Genomic DNA, 22,298 nt, shown 5'->3' on the forward strand with positions numbered 1-22,298 from the left:
AGCACTTATGACCCAATCCACTGACAGCCACAGCCCGGCTGGACGGCAGGTTTCCTGCAGCCAGGGCCTCACGCTTTACGACACGGCCAATGTGCACAACAGCATCAAGCAAATGCCCTTGCCGGGCATCGTCATCTTTGTGCACGGCGTCAACTCCGACGGCGAGTGGTACAAGGCTGCCGAAGAAGGCCTGTGCAAAGGCCTGAACCGCCGCCTGGGGCGTCAGCAGGAACAAATGGTGCACCAGGGCGTCGCATCCGGCCAGATGTCGCCCGTGGAGTACATCGACAGCCTGACTGCAGACGGTTTCATCAACCCGAAGATGTGGGCCAAAACCTATATTCAGCCCAAGCCCGCCTTCTCACCCGTCATCCATTTCCGCTGGGGCTACAAGGCCAATGGCGAGGAGCTCAAGGAGTTCGGCGACAAGATCTTTCTCAATGAGCAGGACTACTGGGGCGGCGGCCCGTTTGCCAATGGCTGCACCAATCTGCCGGACCTGTGGGATGAAGGCTTTAGCGACCAGGCTTTTGGCTGGATCACGCTGCAAGGGCTCAACCCCACGACCCGCCCCCTGTACCGCTGCCCGCCACGTGCCTATGGCGTCATGGCCGCGCTGCGCCTGGCCAGGCTGATCCAGTCCATCCGTGCCGCGCAGGCCGATGTGCCCATCACCGTGGTCTGCCACAGCCAGGGCAATATCGTGGGCCTGACAGCGGCCTTTATCGGCGACAAGCTGAAAGGCGCCAGTGAGGCCACAGGCTGCGTGGCCGATGCCTATGTGCTGGCCAATGCCCCCTACAGCCTGCTCAACCAGGGCACGGCCATGGACAACTGGACGCAGCGCGGCATGAAGGACGGCCAGGGCCGGCGCGGCCGCCAGACCTACGAGGCGCGCTGCAAGACCTTGGCCGAATTCTTCAAACTGGTCGGCCAGCGCCGCCCATTTGAAATCGACGCCGCCAGGCTTGATGAGGAAATGGGCAATGCCAATCCCTGCGAAGGCGGCAAACCCTATGGCGCCGCGCAGGACCGCAGCACGCATGGCGTGGCTGGCAAGACCTATGGACGGGTCACTGTCTACAGTTGCCCGCACGATCAGGTCATCTCTGCCATCGTGGTCCAGGGCATAGGCTGGCGCGGCATGAGCGCCACCGAAATCGCTGCGACCCAGGCGGCAGGTGTGCTCACCCAGCGTGTCTTTGCCTCGGGCTTCAAGGTGGGTGAGCAAAAGCCCTATCGCATCGTGCAAGACGATTGGCGCTACGGCAACCAAACCCAGGTCAAGGGATTCTGGTATCCCGCATCGCCGCCCGCGAAATACTCGCTGACCGGGGCCCTGAGCGGCAACGAAACCGTCCTGGGCAAGATCATGACGCTGCTCACGACCCCCGTCATGTATATGGTCCTGGGGGTCAGCTCCAGCTTCAATGCCATCCGCGTCAATGCCGATCCGGAAAAGGACTGGGTGGTGCAGATCGATGCGCCGGCGCTGGACCAGCCCTTTGAGCCCGAGGCCAGGCGCTATGGCGGCCGCGTCACCGAGGTGCGCGATGGCGATGCCGTCAGCCGCTTCAATGAAAACTATGACCGCCCCTCCGAGGCGCGCAATGCGCAAAAGACCGCCGAAGACCGGAGTGGCGATGATGCCTATGACCGCTTCGACGCCCCCAACGAAGGGCAGGCCCTGGGCAACCGCGACAGCGAAGCCAGCCAGCGCTATGAGGACCGCGCTATTTTGCGCATGCGCGCGCGCCGCACCCACAACCCGCAGTGGGTGGATGAAAAAGGAAATGTCAAAGGCGAAAGCATGGATGCGGACACGCCCGAAGACTACAAGCAGTGGCAGGCCAGGCAGATCACCCAGATTCTCAAAAGCGGGCTGGAGAACAACCCATCCAATCACTCCACCATCATGACCAACCCCGACCATGCCCAGCATGCGCTGGCCTATGACATGGCCATCGGGCTATGCACGATTGCTCCGGAAAAGATGGATCAATTCCGTGTAGAAGCAGATTGGAGATTCGGTGATGATTTGGGAGATAAAAATCCCAATACGAAATATTCTGAATATTTTCATTATGGGATATATAAAGATATCAATTTAAGCCAATGGATTAATAGTAATGACTCTGAAGCCGCCATGCCCGAAAAAATCGTCAATCAGCGCGAAGGCGGTATTCATCTAACCATTCCGGGAGCGGTGGCATGAAAGTATTGATTTCAAGCTGGCCTCGGCGGCTGTTGTTTTCCCTGTGCATGCTGCTGCTATGCGCAGCCTTGATGCTGGTCTGGATGCTGTATATGGACCATGCTTCTTTGAACTCTTATGACGACGAGGCAATCACGAGAAAGCTGATTATATTTCCGGCCCTGGTCGGTGTTGCAACCCTGGTATTGAGCAGCCTGTTCATGCTGCAATCTGCCCAGGCAGCGGCGCTGACCGCGCAGACCGCTCCAAACTCGGCGCAGCCTGCGCCCGAGGCCGCGCCACCCTTTATGGCCCAGGTAGTGGGTCTGCAATGGATGAACCCGCTGCAACGGCGCGATTACCCCACGCAGTGGCAAATACTCTGGACCCTGGGCTTGGTCAAACCCAATAAAAATGATGACATGGTTAAGGCAGAACCTGATGCATTTAATTCAATTCGACCTGTTGCTGGTATCGCCTACGGCAATAAGGGCCAGGAGACGTTCAAAGGGTTTCATCATAAATACATTAAAAAAACGCTTTTGGCTTTTAGAAATAGATATTTTATGCAATCCAATTATTTTTACACGGTTGCACCAGATAGCAGGGATGACTGGCGAGAGGTATCAGGACTTCATGTTGAATATGCCATTCCTGCCAAAAAATTAGATCCAGTAGAGGCTGCAGACTATACCCGCGCAACATTCAGGAAAAATTTCTCAATCGGCGAACCTTTTCCTAAAACCGTGTGGAGCCACGATACGCTACCTGATATCCGCATCACCCAGGGCGGCCCCAATGCAGGCTTTACCTCCTTGAATGCCGCGCTGGACTATCTGCAGGCCCATCCCCAGGAAAGTGTCTGGGCCATGAACTGGGATGCGCCCAGTTTTCCGCCCGAGGATGAGCAGATGAACGAGAACATGGCCATCCTGATTCTGGCCGGGCCCGAGATGAAGACCGGCCGCAGGCCGCTGGCCTGGATAGGCAAGGCGGCGACAGCGCGCACCCAGGATCAGCCCACCCAGGCCGGCACCACCAGGGCTGTACAGGCCTGGAAAGCCGCCATTGAAACAGCGGCGCACAATGCAGGCCGCAGCCTTTCCGACATCCAGTACACCATTCACGATGCGGGCAAGGGCTCGACCGAGGCCTCCAACCGGCTGGCACCACTGAGCCGCACCCTGACCGAGGTGCTGCCCGAGTTTGATTTCAGCCGGCAGACCTTTAATACCGCCGGCCTGTTGGGCGATATGGGGGCAGGCTCGGCCCTGACCAATGTGGTGCTGGCCATTGGCCGGGCCAACTATTTTGGCGGCAGCGTGCTGGTGGCCGGCACCACCGACGCCGACCAGCCCACGGCCGTGTTGGTGGTGCCACCGACCGAACTCACGTCCATAGACCCGGACAAGAACTGGTTCCGCGCCCGCGGCGAGAACAATGCCTATCTGCCCTGGTGGGGCCTGCGCCATGAAGACGTGGGCCGATATACGCAGGGATTTTCGGAGTAAGGGATGACCGAGAAGAAAAACGCCCGCTGGGGCCATTTGCTTATTGGAGTGGCACTGCCCTTGTTGCTAAATTCTTGCGCAACCCAGGAAATGCAGGCCCCCACGCCTTTTGAGGCACCTGCTCCGGGAATGGCCCAGGTGGTGGGTTTGCAATGGATGAACCCGCTGCAACGACGCGATTACCCCACGCAGTGGCAAATACTCTGGACCCTGGGCTTGGTCAAGCCCAATAAAAATGATGACATGGTTAAAGCAGAGCCTCAGAAATTCACCAAAATTCAGCCTATTGCAATAGTTGCGGATGGGAATTATGGCAAAGAGACGTTCAAAGGGTTTCATCATAAATATATTGCAGAATCTTTGATTTATTTTAGAAATAGATATTTTATGCAACCCAATTATTTTTATACGGTTGCACCGGATCGCAGGGATGGCTGGCGAGAGATATCAGGACTGCATGTTGAATATGCTATTCCTGCCAATAAATTGGACGCAATAGAAGCGGCAGACTATGCCCGCGCAACATTCAGGAAAAATTTCTCAATCGGCGAACCTTTTCCTAAAACCGTGTGGAGCCGCGATACGCTACCCGATATCCGCATCACCCAGGGCGGCCCCAACGCAGGCTTTACTTCCTTGAATGCCGCGCTGGACTATCTGCAGGCCCATCCCCAGGAAAGTGTCTGGGCCATGAACTGGGATGCGCCCAGTTTTCCGCCCGAGGATGAGCAGCTGAACGAGAACATGGCCATCCTGATTCTGGCCGGGCCCGAGATGAAGACGGGCCGCAGGCCGCTGGCCTGGATAGGCAAGGCCGCCACGGCGCGCACCCAGGATCAGCCAACCCAGGCCGGCACCACCAGGGCTGTACAGGCCTGGAAGGCCGCCATTGAAACAGCGGCGCACAATGCAGGCCGCAGCCTTTCCGATATCCAGTACACCATTCACGATGCGGGCAAGGGCTCGGCCGAGGCCTCCAACCGGCTGGCGTCACTGAGCCGCACCCTGACCGAGGTGCTGCCCGAGTTTGATTTCAGCAAGCAGACCTTTAATACCGCAGGCCTGTTGGGCGATATGGGGGCAGGCTCGGCCCTGACCAATGTGGTGCTGGCCATTGGCAGGGCCAACCATCTGGGAGGCAGCGTGCTGGTGGCCGGCACCACCGACGCCGACCAGCCCACGGCCGTGGTGGTGGTGCCACCGACCGCACTCACGCCCATCGACCCGGACAAGAACTGGTTCCGCGCCCGTGGCGAGAACAATGCCTATCTGCCCTGGTGGGGTCTGCGCCATGAAGACGTGGGCCGATATCCGCAGGGGTTTTCCGAATAACTAAAAGGGAGGGATGCCATGCGGGGAGTCATTCGCGTAGGAGACGCCACCAGCCATGGGGGCCGTGTGCTTGCCGGAGCAGCCAGCAGCACCGTCATGGGGCTGGCGGTGGCAAGACTGGGGGACTCGTGCCTGTGCCCCCTCAAGGGGCATCAGGCCTGCGTGATTGCCGAGGGCGACCCTGCTTTTCTGGTCGAGGGCAGGCCTGCGGCATTCGACGGACACAGGACTTCCTGCGGAGCCGTATTGATTTCCAGCGTGCCGGCTTCGGGACGTGAATAGGCGTGCGCCAACGCTGGACCAACCCATGAAGCCCAAGGCCATGTTCTCGCAAGCGAGTGAGCATGGCCTTGCAAACAGCGGTGCTCCTTTCACGCAGGCGCCGCCAGCAGGTCATGCCGCTGCCGTACCCCAGGGATTGGGGGAAGTCTTCCCATGAATGCCTGCACCAAGCAAAGCTGGCTGCTACCCCCTCGGCGCATGCCTTATGGAGAGATAGTGCTGGCCGCTCTTAGAACGCCTCTTCCTCCATACCTGCACAGGTCATGTCGCGCGCCTTGACCACCTGCAGCCAGGCACCGATGCGCGGCAGCTCGTAGTGGAAGAAGTAGCGCTGCGCCGCCATGCTGCCGCGATGTGCGGCAATTGCCAGATCCCTGTCCATGGCCAGCACGGCCAGCGCCACATCCAGCCAGATCCAGGCCAGCACCATATGGCCGAAGGCCTGCATATAGGGCACGGCATTGGCCAGGGCCTCCTGGGGATTGCCGTTCGCCCAGGCCGCCTTGGTGGCGGCGCCTACATCGGCCAGCGCACGCGCCAGCTGGTTGGCATGGCTCGCCAGCCTTTCATGCTGCATGGCACGCTGGATGGTGGCATTGATGCGGGCCGCCAGCAGCTGCAGCCCCTTGCCACCGTCCATGACGACCTTGCGGCCCAGCAGATCCATGGCCTGGATGCCATGCGTGCCCTCGTGAATCATGTTCAGGCGGTTGTCGCGCCAGTACTGCTCGACCGCAAAGTCCCGCGTATAGCCATAGCCGCCATGGATCTGGATGGCCAGCGAATTGGCTTCCAGGCAGAACTCGCTGGGCCAGCTCTTGGCAACCGGCGTCAACACCTCCAGCAGCAGCCTGGCTTCTGCCGCCTCCTGGCTCTGGCCGGTGTACTGCTCGTCCACCAGCCTCGCGCACAGCAGGTTCAGGGCCAGCGCGCCTTCGCAATAGGCCTTCTGCGCAAGCAGCATGCGCTTGACGTCGGCATGCTCGATGATGCGCGACTGTGGCCGGCTCGCATCCTTGCCGCCCTCGCCTATGGGCCGACCCTGAGGCCGGCTTTGCGCATATTCGAGACTGGCGTGGTAGCCCGCCATGCCCAGCATGGAAGCCGCCATGCCGATGGAGATGCGCGCCTCGTTCATCATGTGGAACATGCATTTGAGGCCCTCGCCGGGCTTGCCAACCAGATAGCCTATCGCACCCGCACCGCGTCCATCCAGGCCCCCGCCATGCTGCCCACGCACCGGGTATCTGCCTTCGCCGAAATTGAGCAAGGTATTGGTTGTGCCGCGCCAACCCAGCTTGTGGTTGAGGCCCGCCAGGGCCACGTCGTTGCGCTCGCCGGTCAGCCGCCCCTCGGCATCGACGAGCTTCTTGGGCACGATGAACAGCGAAATGCCCTTCACGCCGGCAATGGTCTTGCCATCGGCGCCGGGAATCTTGGCCAGCACCAGGTGCACGATGTTCTCGGTCATCTCGTGGTCGCCCGAGCTGATCCACATCTTGTTGCCCTTGAGCCGATAACGCGGTCCCAGCGCATCGCTCTCGTACTCGACGCCATCGGGCTCGGCGCGCGTGGCGATGTCCGACAGCGAGGAGCCCGCCTGCGGCTCGGACAAGGCCATGGTGCCGGCCCAGCGGCCGTTGAACTCATTGGCGGCAAAGACTTTTTTCTGCCGCTCGGTGCCATGGGCCATGATGGCGTTGGCATTGCCCGAGGTCAGCATGTTCGAGCCAATGCTGATCGAGGCCGCTGCGAAAAAGCAGTTGGCCGCCGCCTCCACGGTATAGGGCAGCTGCATGCCGCCCATCTCGTAGTCCTGGGCCGCGCTGAGCATGCCGGAGTCGGCATAGGCCTCGCGCGCTTCATAGGTGCATTGGGGCAGGATGACTTTTTCGCCATCGAACTGCGGCTCCTGCAAGTCCACCGTGCGGTTGAAGGGCGCGTATTTCTCCCGCGCGATGCGCTCGCAGGTATCCATCACCGCATCAAAGGTATCACGCGAATGATCGGCAAAGCGTGAGCGACTGGTTAGTCCTTCGGCCTGCAGCCAGTCGTAGAGCAGAAAGTCAATGGTGGAACGCAGGCGCATAGATTACCTATCAAAACAGGCTTCATCGTTTATGAATAAAGCGATGCAAGCTATCAATTTCATATATCCAGAGGAGAAAAAAGCCGCCTCCAGCCCCCAACCCCAAGGTGGCCAGAAGACGGCTTGACCCAAGCCCTGCTTACAGGACTTCAAACACGCCTGCCGCGCCCATGCCGCCGCCAATGCACATGGTCACGCAGACACGCTTGGCGCCGCGGCGCTTGCCCTCGATCAGTGCATGGCCCGTCAGGCGCTGGCCCGAGACGCCATAGGGGTGGCCCACGGCAATCGCGCCGCCGTTGACGTTGAGCCTGTCGGCCGGAATGCCCAGCTTGTCGCGGCAGTAGATGACCTGCACGGCAAAGGCTTCGTTGAGCTCCCACAGGTCGATATCGTTGATCGACAGCCCCAGCTTCTTGAGCACCTTGGGAATGGCATAGATGGGGCCGATGCCCATTTCGTCGGGCTCGCAGCCGGCCACGGCAAAGCCCAGGAAACGGCCCAGGGGCTTGAGGCCCTTGCGCGAAGCGTATTCCTCGCTGACCACGGCGCAGGCGCCGGCGCCGTCGGAGAACTGGCTCGCATTGCCGGCGGTAATCACCCCGCCGGGCAGCGCGCTGCGCAGACCACTGATGCCTTCCTTGGTTGTGCCCTCGCGAATGCCCTCATCCTTGCTGACGGTCACCTCCTTGGTGATCAGGCCGCGCACCTTGTCAGCCACGCCCATGACGGTCTTCATGGGAGCAATTTCCGCTTCGAACAGGCCTGCCGCCTGTGCCGCAGCCGCTTTTTGCTGGCTGGAGGCGCCGTACTCGTCCTGGGCATCGCGACTGATGTTGTAGCGCTTGGCCACCTGCTCGGCAGTCTGCAGCATGCTCCAGTAGATCTCGGGCTTCATGGCTGTCAGCTCGGGATCGAAGGCCATGTGCGGGTTCAGATGGGGCTGCACGCAGGAGATGCTCTCCAGACCGCCGGCCACCAGCACATCGTTCTCGCCCGCGATGATGCGCTGGGCAGCCAGCGCAATCGCCTGCAGGCCCGAGGAGCAGAAGCGGTTGATGGTCAGGCCCGATGTCGTGACCGGCAGGCCTGCACGCATGGCGATCAGACGGGCAACGTTGCCGCCTGTCGTACCTTCGGGCAGGGACATGCCCATGATCACGTCCTCGACCTCGGCGCCCTCAATGCCTGCGCGCTCCACAGCCGCCTTGACGGCGTGGGCACCCAGGGTGGGGCCATAAGTCATGTTGAAAGCGCCCTTCCAGCTCTTGGCCAGCGGAGTGCGCGCGGTAGAAACAATCACTGCGGATGTCATGTTCTGTCCTTTGATTCTGGGTATTTCGTGGCAGATCGCCGTTCACACAGGCCAGCAAATCGACGATTTGCGTTGGAGACGAGGAGCGAAGCCGCAGGCAGTACGAGTAGTACGACAAGGCTTCGCTACGGCGCCTCAAGGTCTGTGTGCGCGGCGCTTAGCTGAACTGCTTGCCTTCGGCGGCCAGCTTGGCCAGCAGCGGAGCGGGCTGCCAGAACTTGGCATCGTCGTTGGGGTTCTGGGCAAAGCGGCCCATGGCCTGAACCACATTGAACAGGCCGACTTCGCCCGCATAGTGCATGGGGCCGCCGCGCCACAGCGGAAAGCCGTAGCCGGTCAGATACACCATGTCGATATCGCCGGACTTGCTGGCAATGCCGTCCTCCAGAATGTGCGCGCCCTCGTTGACCAGCGCAAAGACCAGGCGCTGCACGATTTCCTCGTCGGAGATCTTGCGCGGCGTCAGCCCCAGGCTCTTGCGATGCTCGTCGATCATCTTGGTCACCACCTCCGAAGGGATGGCGTCGCGCTTGCCGGGCACATAGTCATACCAGCCCGCACCGGTCTTCTGGCCGAAGCGGCCCAGCTCGCACAGACGGTCCGCGCTGGCGCTGTACTTCATGTCGGGTTGCTCGACATGGCGACGCTTGCGGATGGCCCAGCCGATATCGTTGCCGGCCAGATCGCCCATGCGGAACGGCCCCATGGCAAAGCCGAACTTCTCGATGGCCTTGTCCACCTGCTGTGGCGATGCACCTTCGTCGAGCAGGAAGCCGGCCTGGCGCGAGTACTGCTCGATCATGCGATTGCCGATGAAGCCGTCGCAGACGCCGGAGACCACGGCCGTCTTCTTGATCTTCTTGGCCACCTTCATCACCGTGGCCAGCACATCCTTGGCCGTGGCCTTGCCACGCACCACTTCCAGCAGCTTCATCACATTGGCGGGACTGAAGAAATGCATGCCCACCACGTCCTGCGGACGCTTGGTGAAGGCGGCGATCTTGTCCACATCCAGGGTCGAAGTGTTGGATGCCAGAATCGCGCCGGGCTTGGCCACCTCATCGAGCTGCTTGAAGACCTGCTCCTTCACGCCCAGCTCCTCGAAAACGGCCTCGATGATGAGGTCGGCATTCTTCAGATCGCCGTAGTTGAGCGTGGTGGACAGCAGGCTCATGCGCTGCTCGTACTTCTGCTCGGAGAGCTTGCCCTTCTTGACCTGGGCCTCGTAGTTCTTGCGGATGGTCGCCACGCCGCGGTCCAGGGCTTCCTGCTTGGTCTCCAGAATCGTGACGGGAATGCCCGCATTGAGGAAGTTCATGGAGATGCCTCCGCCCATGGTGCCGGCACCGATCACGCCCACAGTGCGGATCTCGCGCACCGGTGTATCGCCGGGCACATCGGGGATCTTGGAGGCAGCACGTTCGGCCATGAACAGATGGCGCAGCGAACGCGACTCGGGCGTCATCATCAGCTGCATGAAGGCTTCGCGCTCGGCCACCATGCCGTCGTCGAACTTCTTGGTCGTGGCGTTCTTGACGGCTTCCAGGCAGCGCAGGGGCGCAGGGAAGTTCTTGGACATGCCCTGCACCATGGTGGCGGCAAACTCGAAATAGGCCTCGCCCTGGGGATGCTTGCACGACAGGTCACGCACACGCGGCAGCGGGCGGACATCGGCGACCTCCAGCGCCAAGGCCTTGGCCTCGGCCAGCAGCGTCTCGGCCGAGGCAGACATCTTGTTGAACAGCGTCTGGCCGGGCAGCGTGGCCAGCATTTCGCTCATCACGGCCTCGCCGCTGACGATCATGTTGAGGGCGGCTTCCACACCCAGGACGCGCGGCAGGCGCTGGGTGCCGCCGGCGCCTGGCAGCAGGCCGAGCTTGACCTCGGGCAGCGCCACGGCCGTGCCGGGAGCCGCAATGCGGTAATGGCAGCCCAGCGCCAGTTCCAGCCCGCCCCCCATGCAGACGCTGTGAATCGCAGCAATCACAGGCTTGGTCGACAGGTCCAGTTGCTGGATGACCGAAATCAGATGCGGCTCACGGTAGGCATCTTCCTTGCCGAATTCGGTGATATCGGCTCCGCCCGAGAAGGCCTTGCCGGCCCCGGTGATCACAATGGCCTTGACGGCCTTGTCGGCCAGAGCCTGGCTCAAGCCTTCAACCACACCTCGTCTGGTGGCCAGACCCAGGCCGTTGACCGGCGGGTTGTTCAAGGTAATGACGGCGATGGCTCCGTCCACTTTGTATTCAGCAGTCATGCTGTTGTCCCCTGTTCAATAAATAGAAAAGAACGGTCGTGCGTTTTTTATTTTCCGAGTTTTGCTGCGTTGCGCAACTGATGCTTGTCCTCAATGAGACATCCCTGGGCCACAACCACTGACGCAATCCCCGTCAGAGATGCCAAGCAAGCCGCGGCGAGGCGGCCCGGGCGATGGCAGGCGAGGCAGGGGAAAGGCGCTAGAAGCGCCCCAGGGCGAGATTCACCTCAAACCTCCAGCCACTCCTTGCGAACCTTTTCGTTCGCCCTGAGGGTCTCGGGAGTGCCGTCGAACACGATATGTCCATGGCCCATTACCAGCGCCCGATCCGAGATATTCATGGCAATGGTCAGCTTTTGCTCGATCAGCAGCACGGACACGCCGCGATCCTTGATCTTCTTGAGGTATTCGCCCACCAGCTCCACGATCTTGGGTGCCAGCCCTTCCGTGGGTTCGTCGATGATGATGAGATCGGGGTCGCCCATCAGCGTGCGGCAGAGCGTGAGCATCTGCTGCTCGCCGCCCGACATCACGCCGGCCTCGGTATGCTGGCGCTCCTTGAGGCGAGGAAACATGGCATACATATCGTCAAAACCCCAGCGGCTGCTTTTGCCCTTGCCTTTCTGGCCGAGCATCAGGTTCTGATGCACGGTCAGATTGGGGAACACATCGCGGCTCTCGGGCACATAGCCGATACCCAGATGGGCCACCTCATAGGCTTTCTTGCCGTTCAGGTTCTTGCCTTTCCAGTCCAGCGCCCCTTCCCAGTGCACCAGGCCCATGATGGCCTTGGCCGTGGTGGAGCGGCCCGAACCGTTGCGTCCCAGCAAGGCCACGATTTCCCCCGCATGGACCTCGAAGTCCACGCCATGCAGCACATGGCTTTTGCCGTAGTAGGCATGCAAATCGTTGATCTTCAGCATCTCAATGCGCTCCTGCCTGTTGGTCTGCCACCGATGAGCCCAGATAGGCTTCCTGCACGCGCGCATTGGCGCGCACGGCTTCCGGCGTGTCAAAGGCAATCACTTCGCCATAGACGACTACCGCGATCTTGTCGGCCAGACCGAAGACCACGCCCATGTCGTGCTCCACCGTCAGCAGCGTTTTGCCTTCGGTGACTTTCTTGATGAGCTGGATGAAGTGGGCGGTTTCGCTGTTGCTCATGCCGGCCGTGGGTTCGTCCAGCAGGATGACGCTCGCACCGCCGCCGATGGTGATGCCGATCTCCAACGCACGCTGCTCGGCATAGGTCAGGTTCACCGCCAGCGTGTCGCGCTTGCGGTGCAGGCCGATCATCTCCATCAGCTCGTTGGCGCGTTCGTTGGCGTCATGCAGATTGGAGAGAAAGCGCCAGAAGCTGTAGCGATAGCCCAGGCTCCAGAGCACGCTGCAGCGCAGGTTCTCGAACACGCTGAGCTTGGGAAAGATGTTGGTGATCTGAAAGCTGCGCGACAACCCCATGCGATTGATTTCGAAGGGCTTCTTGCCGTTGATGCGCTGGCCGTGCAGCAGCACCTCGCCGCTGCTGGGCTCGAAGCGACCGCTGATCAGATTGAACAGCGTGCTCTTGCCGGCACCGTTGGGGCCGATGATGGCGATGCGTTCGCCGGCATTGACCGCCAGGTTGGCACCGCGAATGATTTCGGTCTTGCCGAAGCTCTTGCGCAGATCACGCAGCTCCAGTGCATGGCCTGACTGCTGCACCGCTTGCGCAGCCGGTTGATGGATGGCGATGCTGGACATGGTTCAGCCCTCCCCTTTCTTGATGCTTTCTTCGATCGCTTCCTGTATGCGTCCCCAGCGGCGGGCCGTCAGGCGGCGCACGCCCTCCAGCAGACCCAGACCCACCACGAACACCACAATCGCCACGGTCCAGGTGGAGGCAGCGCTGGTGTCCAGCTCGGCCCCCATGAAGGGCACCTTGGGGCCCAGCGCCGCGTTGAGCTGCATGTGGTAGATCATCTCGATCAGCGACGCGGCACCGACCACCGTCACGATGCCGGCCGCCAGAATGCCCAGATAGGGCATCAGCAGGCGCTTGAAATGACCGAACTTGGCTACGCGCAGATTCATCATGATCAGGCTGGCCACACCGCCGGGCGCATACATGACCATGAGCAGGAACACCAGGCCCAGGTACAGCAGCCAGGCCTTGGTCAGCTCGGACAGCAGCACCGAAGCCAGCACCAGCAGCACGGCACCGATGATGGGGCCGAAGAAGAAGGTGGCACCGCCCAGGAAGGTGAACAGCAGATAGCCGCCAGAGCGCACCACGCTGACGCTGTCCATGGCCGTGATGATCTCGAAGTTGATGGCCGTCAGCCCGCCGCCGATACCCGCAAAAAAGCCTGCAATGATGAAGGCGAAGTAGCGCACGCGCTGGGTGTTGTAGCCCACGAACTCGACACGCTCGGGGTTGTCGCGCACGGCATTCAGCATGCGTCCCAGCGGCGTACCGGTGAAGGCGAACATGGCGGCCGTGCAGACGAAGCAGTACACGGCAATCAGGTAATACACCTGCAGACCCGAGCCGAAGTCCAGCCCGAAGAACTTGCTGTAGACACGGTCCGTGGTGATGCCGCCCTCGCCGCCGAAGAACTCGGGGAACATCAGCGCCATGGAGGCCACCAGCTCTCCCAGCCCCATGGTGATCATGGCAAAGGTGGTGCCCGATTTCTTGGTCGTCACATAGCCGAAGATCGCCGCGAAGAACATGCCCGCCAGGCCGCCCACGATGGGAATCAGCACCAGCGGAATGGCGATCTCGCCAGCAGCAGCCTTGTTCATGGCATGAATGGCCAGGAATGACCCCAGGCCGGTATAGACCGCATGCCCGAAGCTCAGCATGCCGCCCTGCCCCAGCAGGATGTTGTATGACAGGCAGATGATGATCAGATAGCCGATCTGGCTGAGCATGGTCAGCGCCAGCGAGCTGGTGAAGATCAGCGGTGCCACGATCAGCGCCAGCGCGAACAGACCCCAGACCAGAATGCGCCCTATGTTCAGGGGCTTGAAGCGGTAATGTGCCTGCGCCCGAGCTTTTTCTGCAGCAGAAGAATTCATGGGTGTTTTTGCAATCGAAGACATGGCTCAATCTCCTCTGGTGCCCAGCAGGCCCTTGGGCCGGAAGATCAGAATCAGCACCAGGAACAGGTACGGCAGAATCGGCGCGACCTGCGACAGCGTCAGCCGCAGTACGGGCCAGCCGAAGGTGGATTCATTGACCTGATGCCCCATGGAGCTGAACAGGCCGGCCAGCGACCAGTCCAGCGCCACGGCAAAGGTCTGCACCACGCCGATCAGCAGCGAAGCCACGAAGGCCCCGGCCAGCGAGCCCATGCCGCCGACCACCACCACCACGAAAATGATGGAGCCCACGGAGGCCGCCATGGCGGGCTCGGTCACATAGGTATTGCCACCGATCACACCAGCCAGACCTGCCAGCGCGCAGCCGCCGCCAAACACCAGCATGAAGACACGCGGCACGTTGTGGCCCAGCGCCTCCACCATTTCGGGGTTCTTGAGCGCGGCCTGGATCACCAGACCGATGCGCGTGCGCGTCAGCAACAGCCACACGGCCACCAACATCAGCAGCGCCACCAGCATCACAAAGGAGCGCGACTTGGGGAACTGCGTGCCGTACAAGGTAAACAGCGGCCCCTGCAGCGCTGTCGGCAGCGCATAGGGCACGGTGCCGCGCCCCCAGACCAGCTGCACCACTTCCAGAATCAGATAGGACAGGCCAAAGGTCACCAGCAGCTCGGGCACATGGCCGTACTTGTGCACCCGGCGCAGGCTGTAGCGCTCGAACAGCGCCCCCAGCACTCCCACCAGCACCGGACTGAAAAAGAGCGCGGGCCAGAACCCGATGATGCCGCTGAGCGTGTACGCGAAATACGCGCCAAGCATGTAGAAGCTGGTGTGGGCGAAATTCAGCACGCCCATCATGCTGAAGATCAGCGTCAGGCCCGAGCTGAGCATGAAGAGCAGCAGCCCGTAGCTCACGCCGTTGAGCATGGATATGGTGAAAAATTCAGGCGTCATCGACTTGCCTTGTTCTCATGAGCGAAAAGACCGCTGCAGCACTGCACCTGTTATACGTTCTGGTCGGCGCGGATGCTGCAGCACGAGGGAGGGTGAGAATATGCGAGCCTGGCTCAGGACGGACGCTTCATCTGGCAGCTGGTGGGCGTGCTGGCCACATAGGGCTCGTAGTACTTCACGGGCGCAAAGGTGTAGCCCGTGTTTTCTGCGTCATAGGGGAACTTGCCGCCCGCCTTCTGCCACTTCGAGATGTACAGGCCCTGCTGCAGCTGGTGGTCGCTCTTGCGCATTTCGACTTCGCCATTGAAGCTTTTGAGCTTCATGCCTTCGAGAGCCGCCGCCACCTTGACCGGGTCGGTGGAGCCCGTCTTGACAAAGGCCGCATCCAGCAAGGCGAACACATGGTAGATCGAGCTTTGCGTCAGGTCGTCGTTGAACTTCTTCTTGAAGCTCTCCATGCTGGCCTGAATCGGCGCTCCCATGTTGTAGTGCCCGTAAGTCACGGTATAGACCTTGCCGTCGGAGGCCGCGCCCATGGCGGTGGGAGCGCCGGCGCCAAACGCGTAATAGGTATAGAACTTGACGTTGTTCAGGCCGGCGTCATTGGCGGCCTTGAGCAGCAGCGACAGATCGGCCCCCCAGTTGCCGGTGATCACGGTATCGGCACCCGACTGCTTGATCTTGGCCACATAGGGCGCGAAGTCGCGTACCTGGGCCAGCGGAGAAAAGTCATCGCCCACAATCTGCACATCGGGACGCTTTCTCTTGAGCAGGTCCTTGGCGTACTTGGACACCTGCTGGCCGTGCCCGTAGTTCTGGTTGATCAGATAGACCTTCTTGACCTCGGCATCGTCCTTCATGTAGGTGGTCAGCGCCTCCATCTTCATGGAGGTATCGGCATCGAGGCGGAAATGCCAGTAGCTGCACTTGCTGTTGGTCAGGTCCGGGTCCACAGCCGCGTAGTTGAGATAGAGCAACTCCTTGCCCTTGTTGCGGCTGTTGTGCTTTTCCAGCGCATCCATGATGGCCAGCGCCGGGCCCGAGCCATTGCCCTGCGTCACATAGCGCACGCCCTGATCCATGGCCGAGCGCAGCGCGGCCGTGGTTTCCTGCGGACTGAGCTTGTTGTCCAGCGCCACGATCTCGAACTTCACGCCCGAGGCATTTTTCTTGTTGAACTCCTCCGCCAGCAGCTGAAAGGTCTTGAGTTGATTCGTTCCCACGGCGGCCATCAGGCCGGACAAGGGATCGATCCAGGCGATCTTGACGGTTTCGCCCTTTTGAGCCCAGGCTCCACCTGCACTCACGGCCATGGCCGAGACGGCCACTGCTCGCATAACCCATTTCATACTTGTCTCCTTTCACCATTTTTGCTAGCGACTGACGCCAATCTACCGGTCGGTAGACTTTTTCCCGCTGGGGAAAGCCTTAGGAACTATCACGCATGCGACTTGCCGGGCCGATTCGCGGCAGTTGGCGACACTTGCGCGACAGCTGCTCGCACTTGCAGACGAATGAAACCCGCGATCAAAAAAGGGCGCCACCAGGGCGCCCCGAAATCCGCGTCTCTCGCATCGCCTCAGGAGGGACGCTTCATCTGGCAGCTGGTGGGAGTGCTGGCCACATAGGGCTCGAAGTACTTCACGGGAGCAAAGGTATAGCCCGTGTTCTCGGAGTCCATGGGGTATTTGCCGCCGGCCTTTTCCCAGCGCGCGATGTACAGGCCCTGCTGCAGCTGGTGGTCGCTCTTGCGCATCTCGACTTCGCCGTTGTAGTTCTGGAACTTCATGCCCTCCATGGTCGCCGCGACCTTGACGGGATCGGTGGTCTTGGCCTTGGCAAAAGCCTGATCGAGCATGTTCAGCCCCGTGTACACGGTGCCGGTGTACATATCCTCGTTGACCTTGGCCTTGAAGCCCTTGACGATCTTGTCCATGGCACCGGGCATGTTCAGGTGGCCGTAGCCCACCATATAGACCTTGCCGGCCGCTGCCGCACCCATGGCCGTGGGAGCTCCCGTGGCAATGGCGTAATAGGTGTAGAACTTGACGTTGTTCAGGCCCGCGTCGTTGGCAGCCTTGATCAGCAGTGCCAGGTCCGAGCCCCAGTTGCCCGTGATCACCGTGTCTGCGCCCGACTGCTTGATCTTGGCCACATAGGGCGCGAAGTCGCGCACCTGGGCCAGCGGCGAGAAGTCGTCACCCACGACTTCCACATCGGGGCGCTTGCGCTTGAGCATCTCCTTGGCGTACTTGGACACCTGCTGGCCATGCGAGTAGTTCTGGTTGATCAGATAGACCTTCTTGATCTCGGGTACGTCCTTCATGTACGTGGTCAAGGCCTCCATCTTCATGGAGGTATCGGCATCGAGACGGAAATGCCAGTAGCTGCATTTGCTGTTGGTCAGATCGGGGTCCACAGCCGCATAGTTGAGGAACACGACCTCCTTGCCCTTGTTGCGCGCATTGTGCTTTTCCAGCGCATCCATGATGGCCAGCGCCGGTCCCGAGCCATTGCCCTGGAACACATAGCGCACGCCCTGATCCATGGCCGAACGCAGCGCGGCCGTGGTCTCCTGCGGGCTGAGCTTGTTGTCGATGCCGATGATCTCGAACTTCACCCCCGAAGCATTGCCCTTGTTGAGTTCCTCTGCCACGTACTGCAGGCTTTTGAGCTGGTTGGAACCCAGCGCTGCCATCAGGCCCGAGAGCGGGTCAATCCAGGCGACCTTGACGGTCTCTCCCTTCTGGGCCATCGCGCTCCCCGCGCACGCCAGGATCACCGATGCTGTCAAAGCCTTGATTGCAAACTTCATAGAGCGTCTCCGTTGGTGTTTATGAGCGACGCCCAGACTAAAGGGCAAGCCTGCGCCTGCGGCCTGGGGGTTGCCCTAGCGCATATCACATTGGCGACTGCAGGGTTTACCTCAGGCCATAACTTCCAAAACCATAGCTGGCATCCCCCACCCACAAAGGGCCAGAGACAGCTTTGATTTCAAAAGCCTGAAGCGGCAACCGGCTTTCCGTTAGCCGCAGGCCGTCCAAGCTGCCCAGCACCTGGGGCTCGGGCTATTCCCTATCCTCCAGATGCAGGCCTATCTCCTGCAGCAACGGCTCGAAGCTCAGCCTGCCAGCCTTGACCCCGGCCAGCAGCGCCACCTCACACCGGGCAGCTGATCAAAGCGTGCCCCGGCCATCAGTGCCACACACAGATAGTCGAGCGGGCCGCGCGTTCCCTCAGGCCCAAGTGACTCCAGCACCACCATCAAGCGAGCGGCCCCGGCAAGGTCGAGCCCCATAAGGCCACCGGGAGCAGAAGGAATGGATGTCGAACAATGGCGCCGGAAGAGGCCCGGACAAATGGGGCCCAGACAAAAAAAGCCATCATCCCACGATGATGGCTTTGCTCCGGTCGCGCCAAGCCGGGCCGGGCCTGAGACCGCTCAGGCGGCCGTGGGCAGCTTGTAGTCCTTGAGCTCCTCGCGCAAACGGGTCTTGAGCATCTTGCCCGTGGCGCCAATCGGAATCGCTTCCACAAACACCACATCATCGGGAATCTGCCACTTGGCCGTCTTGCCCTCGTAGAACTTCAGCAGCTCCTCGCGCGTGATTTCCGCGCCGGGCTTCTTGACCACGGCCACGATGGGGCGCTCGTCCCACTTGGGATGCGGCATGCCTATGCAGGCTGCCATGGCCACGGCCGGGTTGGCCATGGCAATGTTCTCTATATCGATGGAGCTGATCCACTCGCCGCCGGACTTGATCACGTCCTTGCTGCGGTCGGTGATCTGCATATAGCCATCGGGGTCGATCGTCGCCACATCCCCCGTCGGGAACCAGCCATAGCCGTCAGCACCGCGCACCAGGGGATTGCCGCTGCCTTTGTAGTAGCTGTCGATGATCCAGGGGCCGCGCACCAGCAGGTCGCCATAGCTCTTGCCATCCCAGGGCTGCTCGTCGCCGGCGTCGTTGACGATCTTCATCTCCACGCCATAGATCGCGCGCCCCTGCTTCTGCCGGATCTTCATCTGCTCGTCCTTGGGCAGGTCCAGATGCTTGTTCTTGAGCGTGCACAGCGTGCCCAGGGGGCTCATCTCCGTCATGCCCCAGGCGTGCAGAACCTCCACGCCGTAATCGTCCTGGAAGGCCGTGATCATGGCTGGCGGGCAGGCAGAGCCGCCGATCACCGTGCGATTGAGCTTGGAAAAACGCAGGCCGCCCGGCTTCATGTAGCCAAGCAGCATCTGCCAGACGGTGGGCACGCCGGCAGCAAAGGTCACGCCTTCCGACTCGATGAGTTCATACACCGACTTGCCATCGAGCGCCGGGCCCGGGAAGACCATCTTGCAGCCCGTGAGCGCCGCCGAATAGGGCAGGCCCCAGGCATTGACGTGAAACATGGGAACCACGGGCAGCACCGAATCACGGGCCGACAGGCACATCACGTCCGGCAGCGCGGCAGCATAGGCGTGCAAGGTGCTGGAGCGGTGGCTGTAGAGCACGGCCTTGGGATTGCCCGTGGTGCCGCTGGTGTAGCACATGCTGGATGCGGTGTTTTCGTCGAACTGCGGCCAGCGGTATTGATCGGACTGGCCTGCAATCCAGCTCTCGTAGCTGATGAGGCCGGGAATGCCGCTGTCTGCCGGCAGGCGGTCCGCATCGCAGAGCACCACCCATTGCTGCACCTGCGGGCATTTGGCATGCACCGCCTGGATGATGGGCAAAAAGGTCAGGTCAAAGCACAGCACCTTGTCTTCGGCGTGGTTGACGATCCAGGCAATCTGCTCCGGATGCAGGCGCGGGTTGACGGTGTGCAGCACCCGGCCCGAGCCGCTGACGCCGAAATACATCTCCATGTGGCGATAGCCATTCCAGGCCAGGCTGGCCACTCTGTCGCCCTGGGCCAGGCCGATGGCATCGAGCTTGTTGGCCAGCTGACGCGAGCGCGCAGCCAGATCCTTGTAGGTATAGCAGTGGATATCGCCCTCCACACGGCGGGAGACGATCTCCCCGTCGGCATGGTTGCGCGCGGCAAACTCGATCAGGGAAGAAATCAACAGCGGCTGGCTTTGCATCAGACCCAACATTGGCAGTCTCCTGGATAGCGTTGTGATGATCGGCAAGCATCCTAGCGCGGGCTTCCCTGCCGTCATCTGAGGACTGTCACCAATGCGTAACCGTGGCGACGTTTGTCTGCATCCTCCCTCTGAACGATAGACAAGCACTCAGGGAAAAACCTAGGACGATCTCCAGCGTCAACCGGCTCAACAACCCTGCAAGCCCTGTCCTTGATGCCGCTCAAGCACAATGCCTGCATGAGCGAATCCCCTGCCCCGCAATGGCGCAAGCCCGGCCGCTTCGAAGCCCTGGGCCCGGCTTTTTTCACCTATCTGCAACCCACGCCCGTCCCCGAGCCGCACTGGATTGCCACCAGCACCAGCACGGCCCGCTGGATGGATCTGAACCCCGAATGGCTGCACAGCTCCGAAGCGCTGCAAGTCCTCAGCGGCAATGCCGTCTCCGACCAAGGTAACGGCGGCAGCAGGCCGCTGGCCACGGTCTATAGCGGTCACCAGTTCGGCGTCTGGGCCGGCCAGCTCGGCGACGGCCGCGCCATCCTGCTGGGCGAAACCGAGCAGGGCTTTGAAATCCAGCTCAAGGGAGCAGGCCGCACGCCCTATTCGCGCATGGGCGACGGCCGGGCCGTGCTGCGCTCGTCGATTCGAGAGTTTCTCTGCAGCGAAGCCATGGCGGCCCTGGGCATTCCCACCACGCGTGCGCTGGCGCTGACGGGCTCGCCCCTGCCCGTGGCGCGCGAGACCATGGAAACCGCCGCCGTCGTGACGCGTGTGGCCGAGAGCTTCATCCGCTTCGGCCATTTCGAGCACTTCGCCGCACGCGATATGCAGCCCGAGCTGCGCGCCCTGGCCGATCTGGTCATAGACCAGCACTATCCCGAGTGCCGCACAGCCACCACGCTGAACGGCAACCACTACGCCAATTTGCTGCAGGCCGTGAGCGAGCGCACGGCCCGATTGCTGGCCCTGTGGCAGGGCGTGGGCTTTTGCCACGGCGTGATGAATACCGACAATATGAGCATTCTGGGCCTGACCATCGATTACGGCCCCTTCCAGTTTCTCGACGCCTTCGACCCCGGCCATATCTGCAATCACAGCGACAGCCAGGGCCGCTATGCCTTCAACCGCCAGCCCCAGGTGGCCTACTGGAATATCTATTGCCTGGGCCAGGCCCTGCTGCCGCTGATCGGCGACGAAGAGCTGACGATTGCGGCGCTGGAGTCGTACAAGACCGTCTTTCCCGCCGCCTATGCGCGCCAGATGCTGGCCAAGCTGGGCCTGCCCGAGAACGAGGCCGGCACGCCGGCCACCGAAGGCCGCTTTGCACTGCTGGTCAACCCGCTGCTGCAGATCCTGGCCGACAACAAGGTGGACTACACCATCTTCTTCAGTCGCCTGACCGATGCCGTCGCACAGGGGCAGGCAAGGCCGATCGACTTCGAGCCGCTGCGTGACATCATTCTTGACCGGGCCAGCTTCGACGCCTGGTCGCTCACTTATTCAGAGCAGCTGGCGCAAGTAGATAGCGTGCAGGCCATGGCTTTGATGCAAGAATCCAATCCGCGCTTCGTGCTGCGCAACCATCTGGGCGAAACCGTAATCCGCGCCGCCCGGGACGGTGACTTCGCGCCGGTGCAGCAGATGCTGGCCGTGCTGCAAGCGCCTTATGACTCGCATCCGGACCACGCTGACTGGGCCGGCTTCCCGCCCGACTGGGCTTCCTCGATTGAAATCAGCTGTTCATCATGAGCTTTCCCATCCAGAAATCCGACCAAGAATGGCAAGCCCTGCTGCAGGACAAGGGGGCTGAAGCTGCGGCCTTCCAGGTCACGCGCCATGCGGCCACCGAGCGCCCCTTCACCGGAAAATACGAGCAGTTCTGGGCCGACGGCAGCTACCACTGCGTCTGCTGCGGCAACAAGCTGTTCGACTCGCATACCAAGTTCGATGCGGGCTGCGGCTGGCCCAGCTTTGACCAGGCCGTGCCCGGCGCCATCACCAATATCGTGGACCGCAGCCACGGCATGGTGCGCACCGAGACGGTGTGCAGCAACTGCGGCGCCCATCTGGGCCATGTCTTTCCCGACGGTCCCACCGACACCGGACTGCGCTACTGCATGAATTCAGCCTCGCTGGATTTCCAGGACGAGCCCCAAAAATAAGAGCTGACAAGGCTTGAGCAGCAAGGCCGCAGCCA

Annotated in this window: 16 protein-coding genes and 1 pseudogene; 6 read left to right on the forward strand and 11 right to left on the reverse strand. The window is 61.3% G+C overall.

All coding sequences use genetic code 11. The annotated features are described in order from the left end of the window. Nucleotides 1-7: 7 nt before the first annotated feature. The 4 genes from DJFAAGMI_RS21970 to DJFAAGMI_RS21985 are packed head-to-tail and all read left to right on the forward strand — an operon-like array spanning nucleotide 8 to nucleotide 5,319. Entirely contained in the window at nucleotides 8-2,215 is a 2,208-nt protein-coding gene (locus DJFAAGMI_RS21970; protein ID WP_211459149.1) for a T6SS effector phospholipase Tle3 domain-containing protein, read from the forward strand. After that, nucleotides 2,212-3,705: a virulence factor gene (locus DJFAAGMI_RS21975; RefSeq protein ID WP_211459151.1), complete on the forward strand. Its 1,494-nt coding sequence runs from the start codon at nucleotides 2,212-2,214 to the stop codon at nucleotides 3,703-3,705. Before DJFAAGMI_RS21970 ends, DJFAAGMI_RS21975 begins: the two co-directional genes overlap by 4 nt. Nucleotides 3,706-3,708: 3 nt before the next feature. Further along, on the forward strand, nucleotides 3,709-5,037 hold the full coding sequence (locus DJFAAGMI_RS25100; protein ID WP_249334681.1) for a virulence factor: 1,329 nt from the start codon (nucleotides 3,709-3,711) through the stop codon (nucleotides 5,035-5,037). Nucleotides 5,038-5,055: 18 nt separating this feature from the next. After that, the gene (locus tag DJFAAGMI_RS21985) at nucleotides 5,056-5,319 is read left to right on the forward strand and encodes a PAAR domain-containing protein (protein WP_211459155.1); all 264 of its coding nucleotides are present in this window, start codon (nucleotides 5,056-5,058) and stop codon (nucleotides 5,317-5,319) included. Nucleotides 5,320-5,359: 40 nt separating this feature from the next. Here the strand turns inward: DJFAAGMI_RS21985 and DJFAAGMI_RS21990 are convergent. The 11 genes and pseudogenes from DJFAAGMI_RS21990 to DJFAAGMI_RS22040 all read right to left on the reverse strand — a co-directional run. Beyond that, a pseudogene (locus tag DJFAAGMI_RS21990) lies at nucleotides 5,360-5,473 on the reverse strand (IS5/IS1182 family transposase); the annotation flags it as partial. 75 nt (nucleotides 5,474-5,548) lie between these two features. Beyond that, entirely contained in the window at nucleotides 5,549-7,408 is a 1,860-nt protein-coding gene (locus tag DJFAAGMI_RS21995; RefSeq protein WP_211459157.1) for an acyl-CoA dehydrogenase, read from the reverse strand. A 139-nt stretch (nucleotides 7,409-7,547) separates the two neighbouring features. Beyond that, nucleotides 7,548-8,723: an acetyl-CoA C-acyltransferase gene (locus tag DJFAAGMI_RS22000; protein ID WP_003069486.1), complete on the reverse strand. Its 1,176-nt coding sequence runs from the start codon at nucleotides 8,721-8,723 to the stop codon at nucleotides 7,548-7,550. A gap of 157 nt (nucleotides 8,724-8,880) precedes the next feature. Beyond that, nucleotides 8,881-10,980, reverse strand: a complete 2,100-nt coding sequence (locus DJFAAGMI_RS22005; RefSeq protein WP_211459159.1) for a 3-hydroxyacyl-CoA dehydrogenase NAD-binding domain-containing protein — start codon at nucleotides 10,978-10,980, stop codon at nucleotides 8,881-8,883. Nucleotides 10,981-11,207: 227 nt separating this feature from the next. Further along, nucleotides 11,208-11,903 (reverse strand): ABC transporter ATP-binding protein, encoded by a 696-nt coding sequence (locus tag DJFAAGMI_RS22010; protein ID WP_003053748.1) that lies wholly within the window; start codon nucleotides 11,901-11,903, stop codon nucleotides 11,208-11,210. Between the two features lies 1 nt (nucleotide 11,904). Further along, the gene (locus tag DJFAAGMI_RS22015; protein WP_211459161.1) at nucleotides 11,905-12,723 is read right to left on the reverse strand and encodes an ABC transporter ATP-binding protein; all 819 of its coding nucleotides are present in this window, start codon (nucleotides 12,721-12,723) and stop codon (nucleotides 11,905-11,907) included. A 3-nt stretch (nucleotides 12,724-12,726) separates the two neighbouring features. Continuing rightward, on the reverse strand, nucleotides 12,727-14,067 hold the full coding sequence (locus tag DJFAAGMI_RS22020; RefSeq protein WP_211459163.1) for a branched-chain amino acid ABC transporter permease: 1,341 nt from the start codon (nucleotides 14,065-14,067) through the stop codon (nucleotides 12,727-12,729). A 3-nt stretch (nucleotides 14,068-14,070) separates the two neighbouring features. Next, entirely contained in the window at nucleotides 14,071-15,024 is a 954-nt protein-coding gene (locus DJFAAGMI_RS22025) for a branched-chain amino acid ABC transporter permease (protein WP_003053739.1), read from the reverse strand. 113 nt (nucleotides 15,025-15,137) lie between these two features. Continuing rightward, nucleotides 15,138-16,373 carry a branched-chain amino acid ABC transporter substrate-binding protein gene (locus DJFAAGMI_RS22030; RefSeq protein ID WP_003053737.1) on the reverse strand — a complete coding sequence of 412 codons (1,236 nt, stop codon included), beginning with the start codon at nucleotides 16,371-16,373 and terminating at the stop codon, nucleotides 15,138-15,140. Nucleotides 16,374-16,603: 230 nt separating this feature from the next. Beyond that, nucleotides 16,604-17,839 carry a branched-chain amino acid ABC transporter substrate-binding protein gene (locus tag DJFAAGMI_RS22035; protein ID WP_003053735.1) on the reverse strand — a complete coding sequence of 412 codons (1,236 nt, stop codon included), beginning with the start codon at nucleotides 17,837-17,839 and terminating at the stop codon, nucleotides 16,604-16,606. A gap of 627 nt (nucleotides 17,840-18,466) precedes the next feature. Next, nucleotides 18,467-20,110: a 3-(methylthio)propionyl-CoA ligase gene (locus DJFAAGMI_RS22040; RefSeq protein WP_211459165.1), complete on the reverse strand. Its 1,644-nt coding sequence runs from the start codon at nucleotides 20,108-20,110 to the stop codon at nucleotides 18,467-18,469. 204 nt (nucleotides 20,111-20,314) lie between these two features. Between DJFAAGMI_RS22040 and DJFAAGMI_RS22045 the strand changes: the two genes are divergently transcribed. Further along, a complete protein-coding gene (locus tag DJFAAGMI_RS22045) occupies nucleotides 20,315-21,850 on the forward strand; it encodes a protein adenylyltransferase SelO (protein ID WP_211459166.1) in 1,536 nt (511 codons plus the stop codon). Continuing rightward, complete coding sequence (gene msrB / locus DJFAAGMI_RS22050) at nucleotides 21,847-22,263, forward strand: peptide-methionine (R)-S-oxide reductase MsrB (protein ID WP_043005228.1); 417 nt, start codon at nucleotides 21,847-21,849, stop codon at nucleotides 22,261-22,263. Before DJFAAGMI_RS22045 ends, msrB begins: the two co-directional genes overlap by 4 nt. The last annotated feature ends 35 nt before the right edge of the window (nucleotides 22,264-22,298 follow it).

The organism is Comamonas brasiliensis, assembly GCF_018292285.1.
GTDB classification, from domain to species: Bacteria; Pseudomonadota; Gammaproteobacteria; order Burkholderiales; family Burkholderiaceae_C; genus Comamonas; species Comamonas brasiliensis.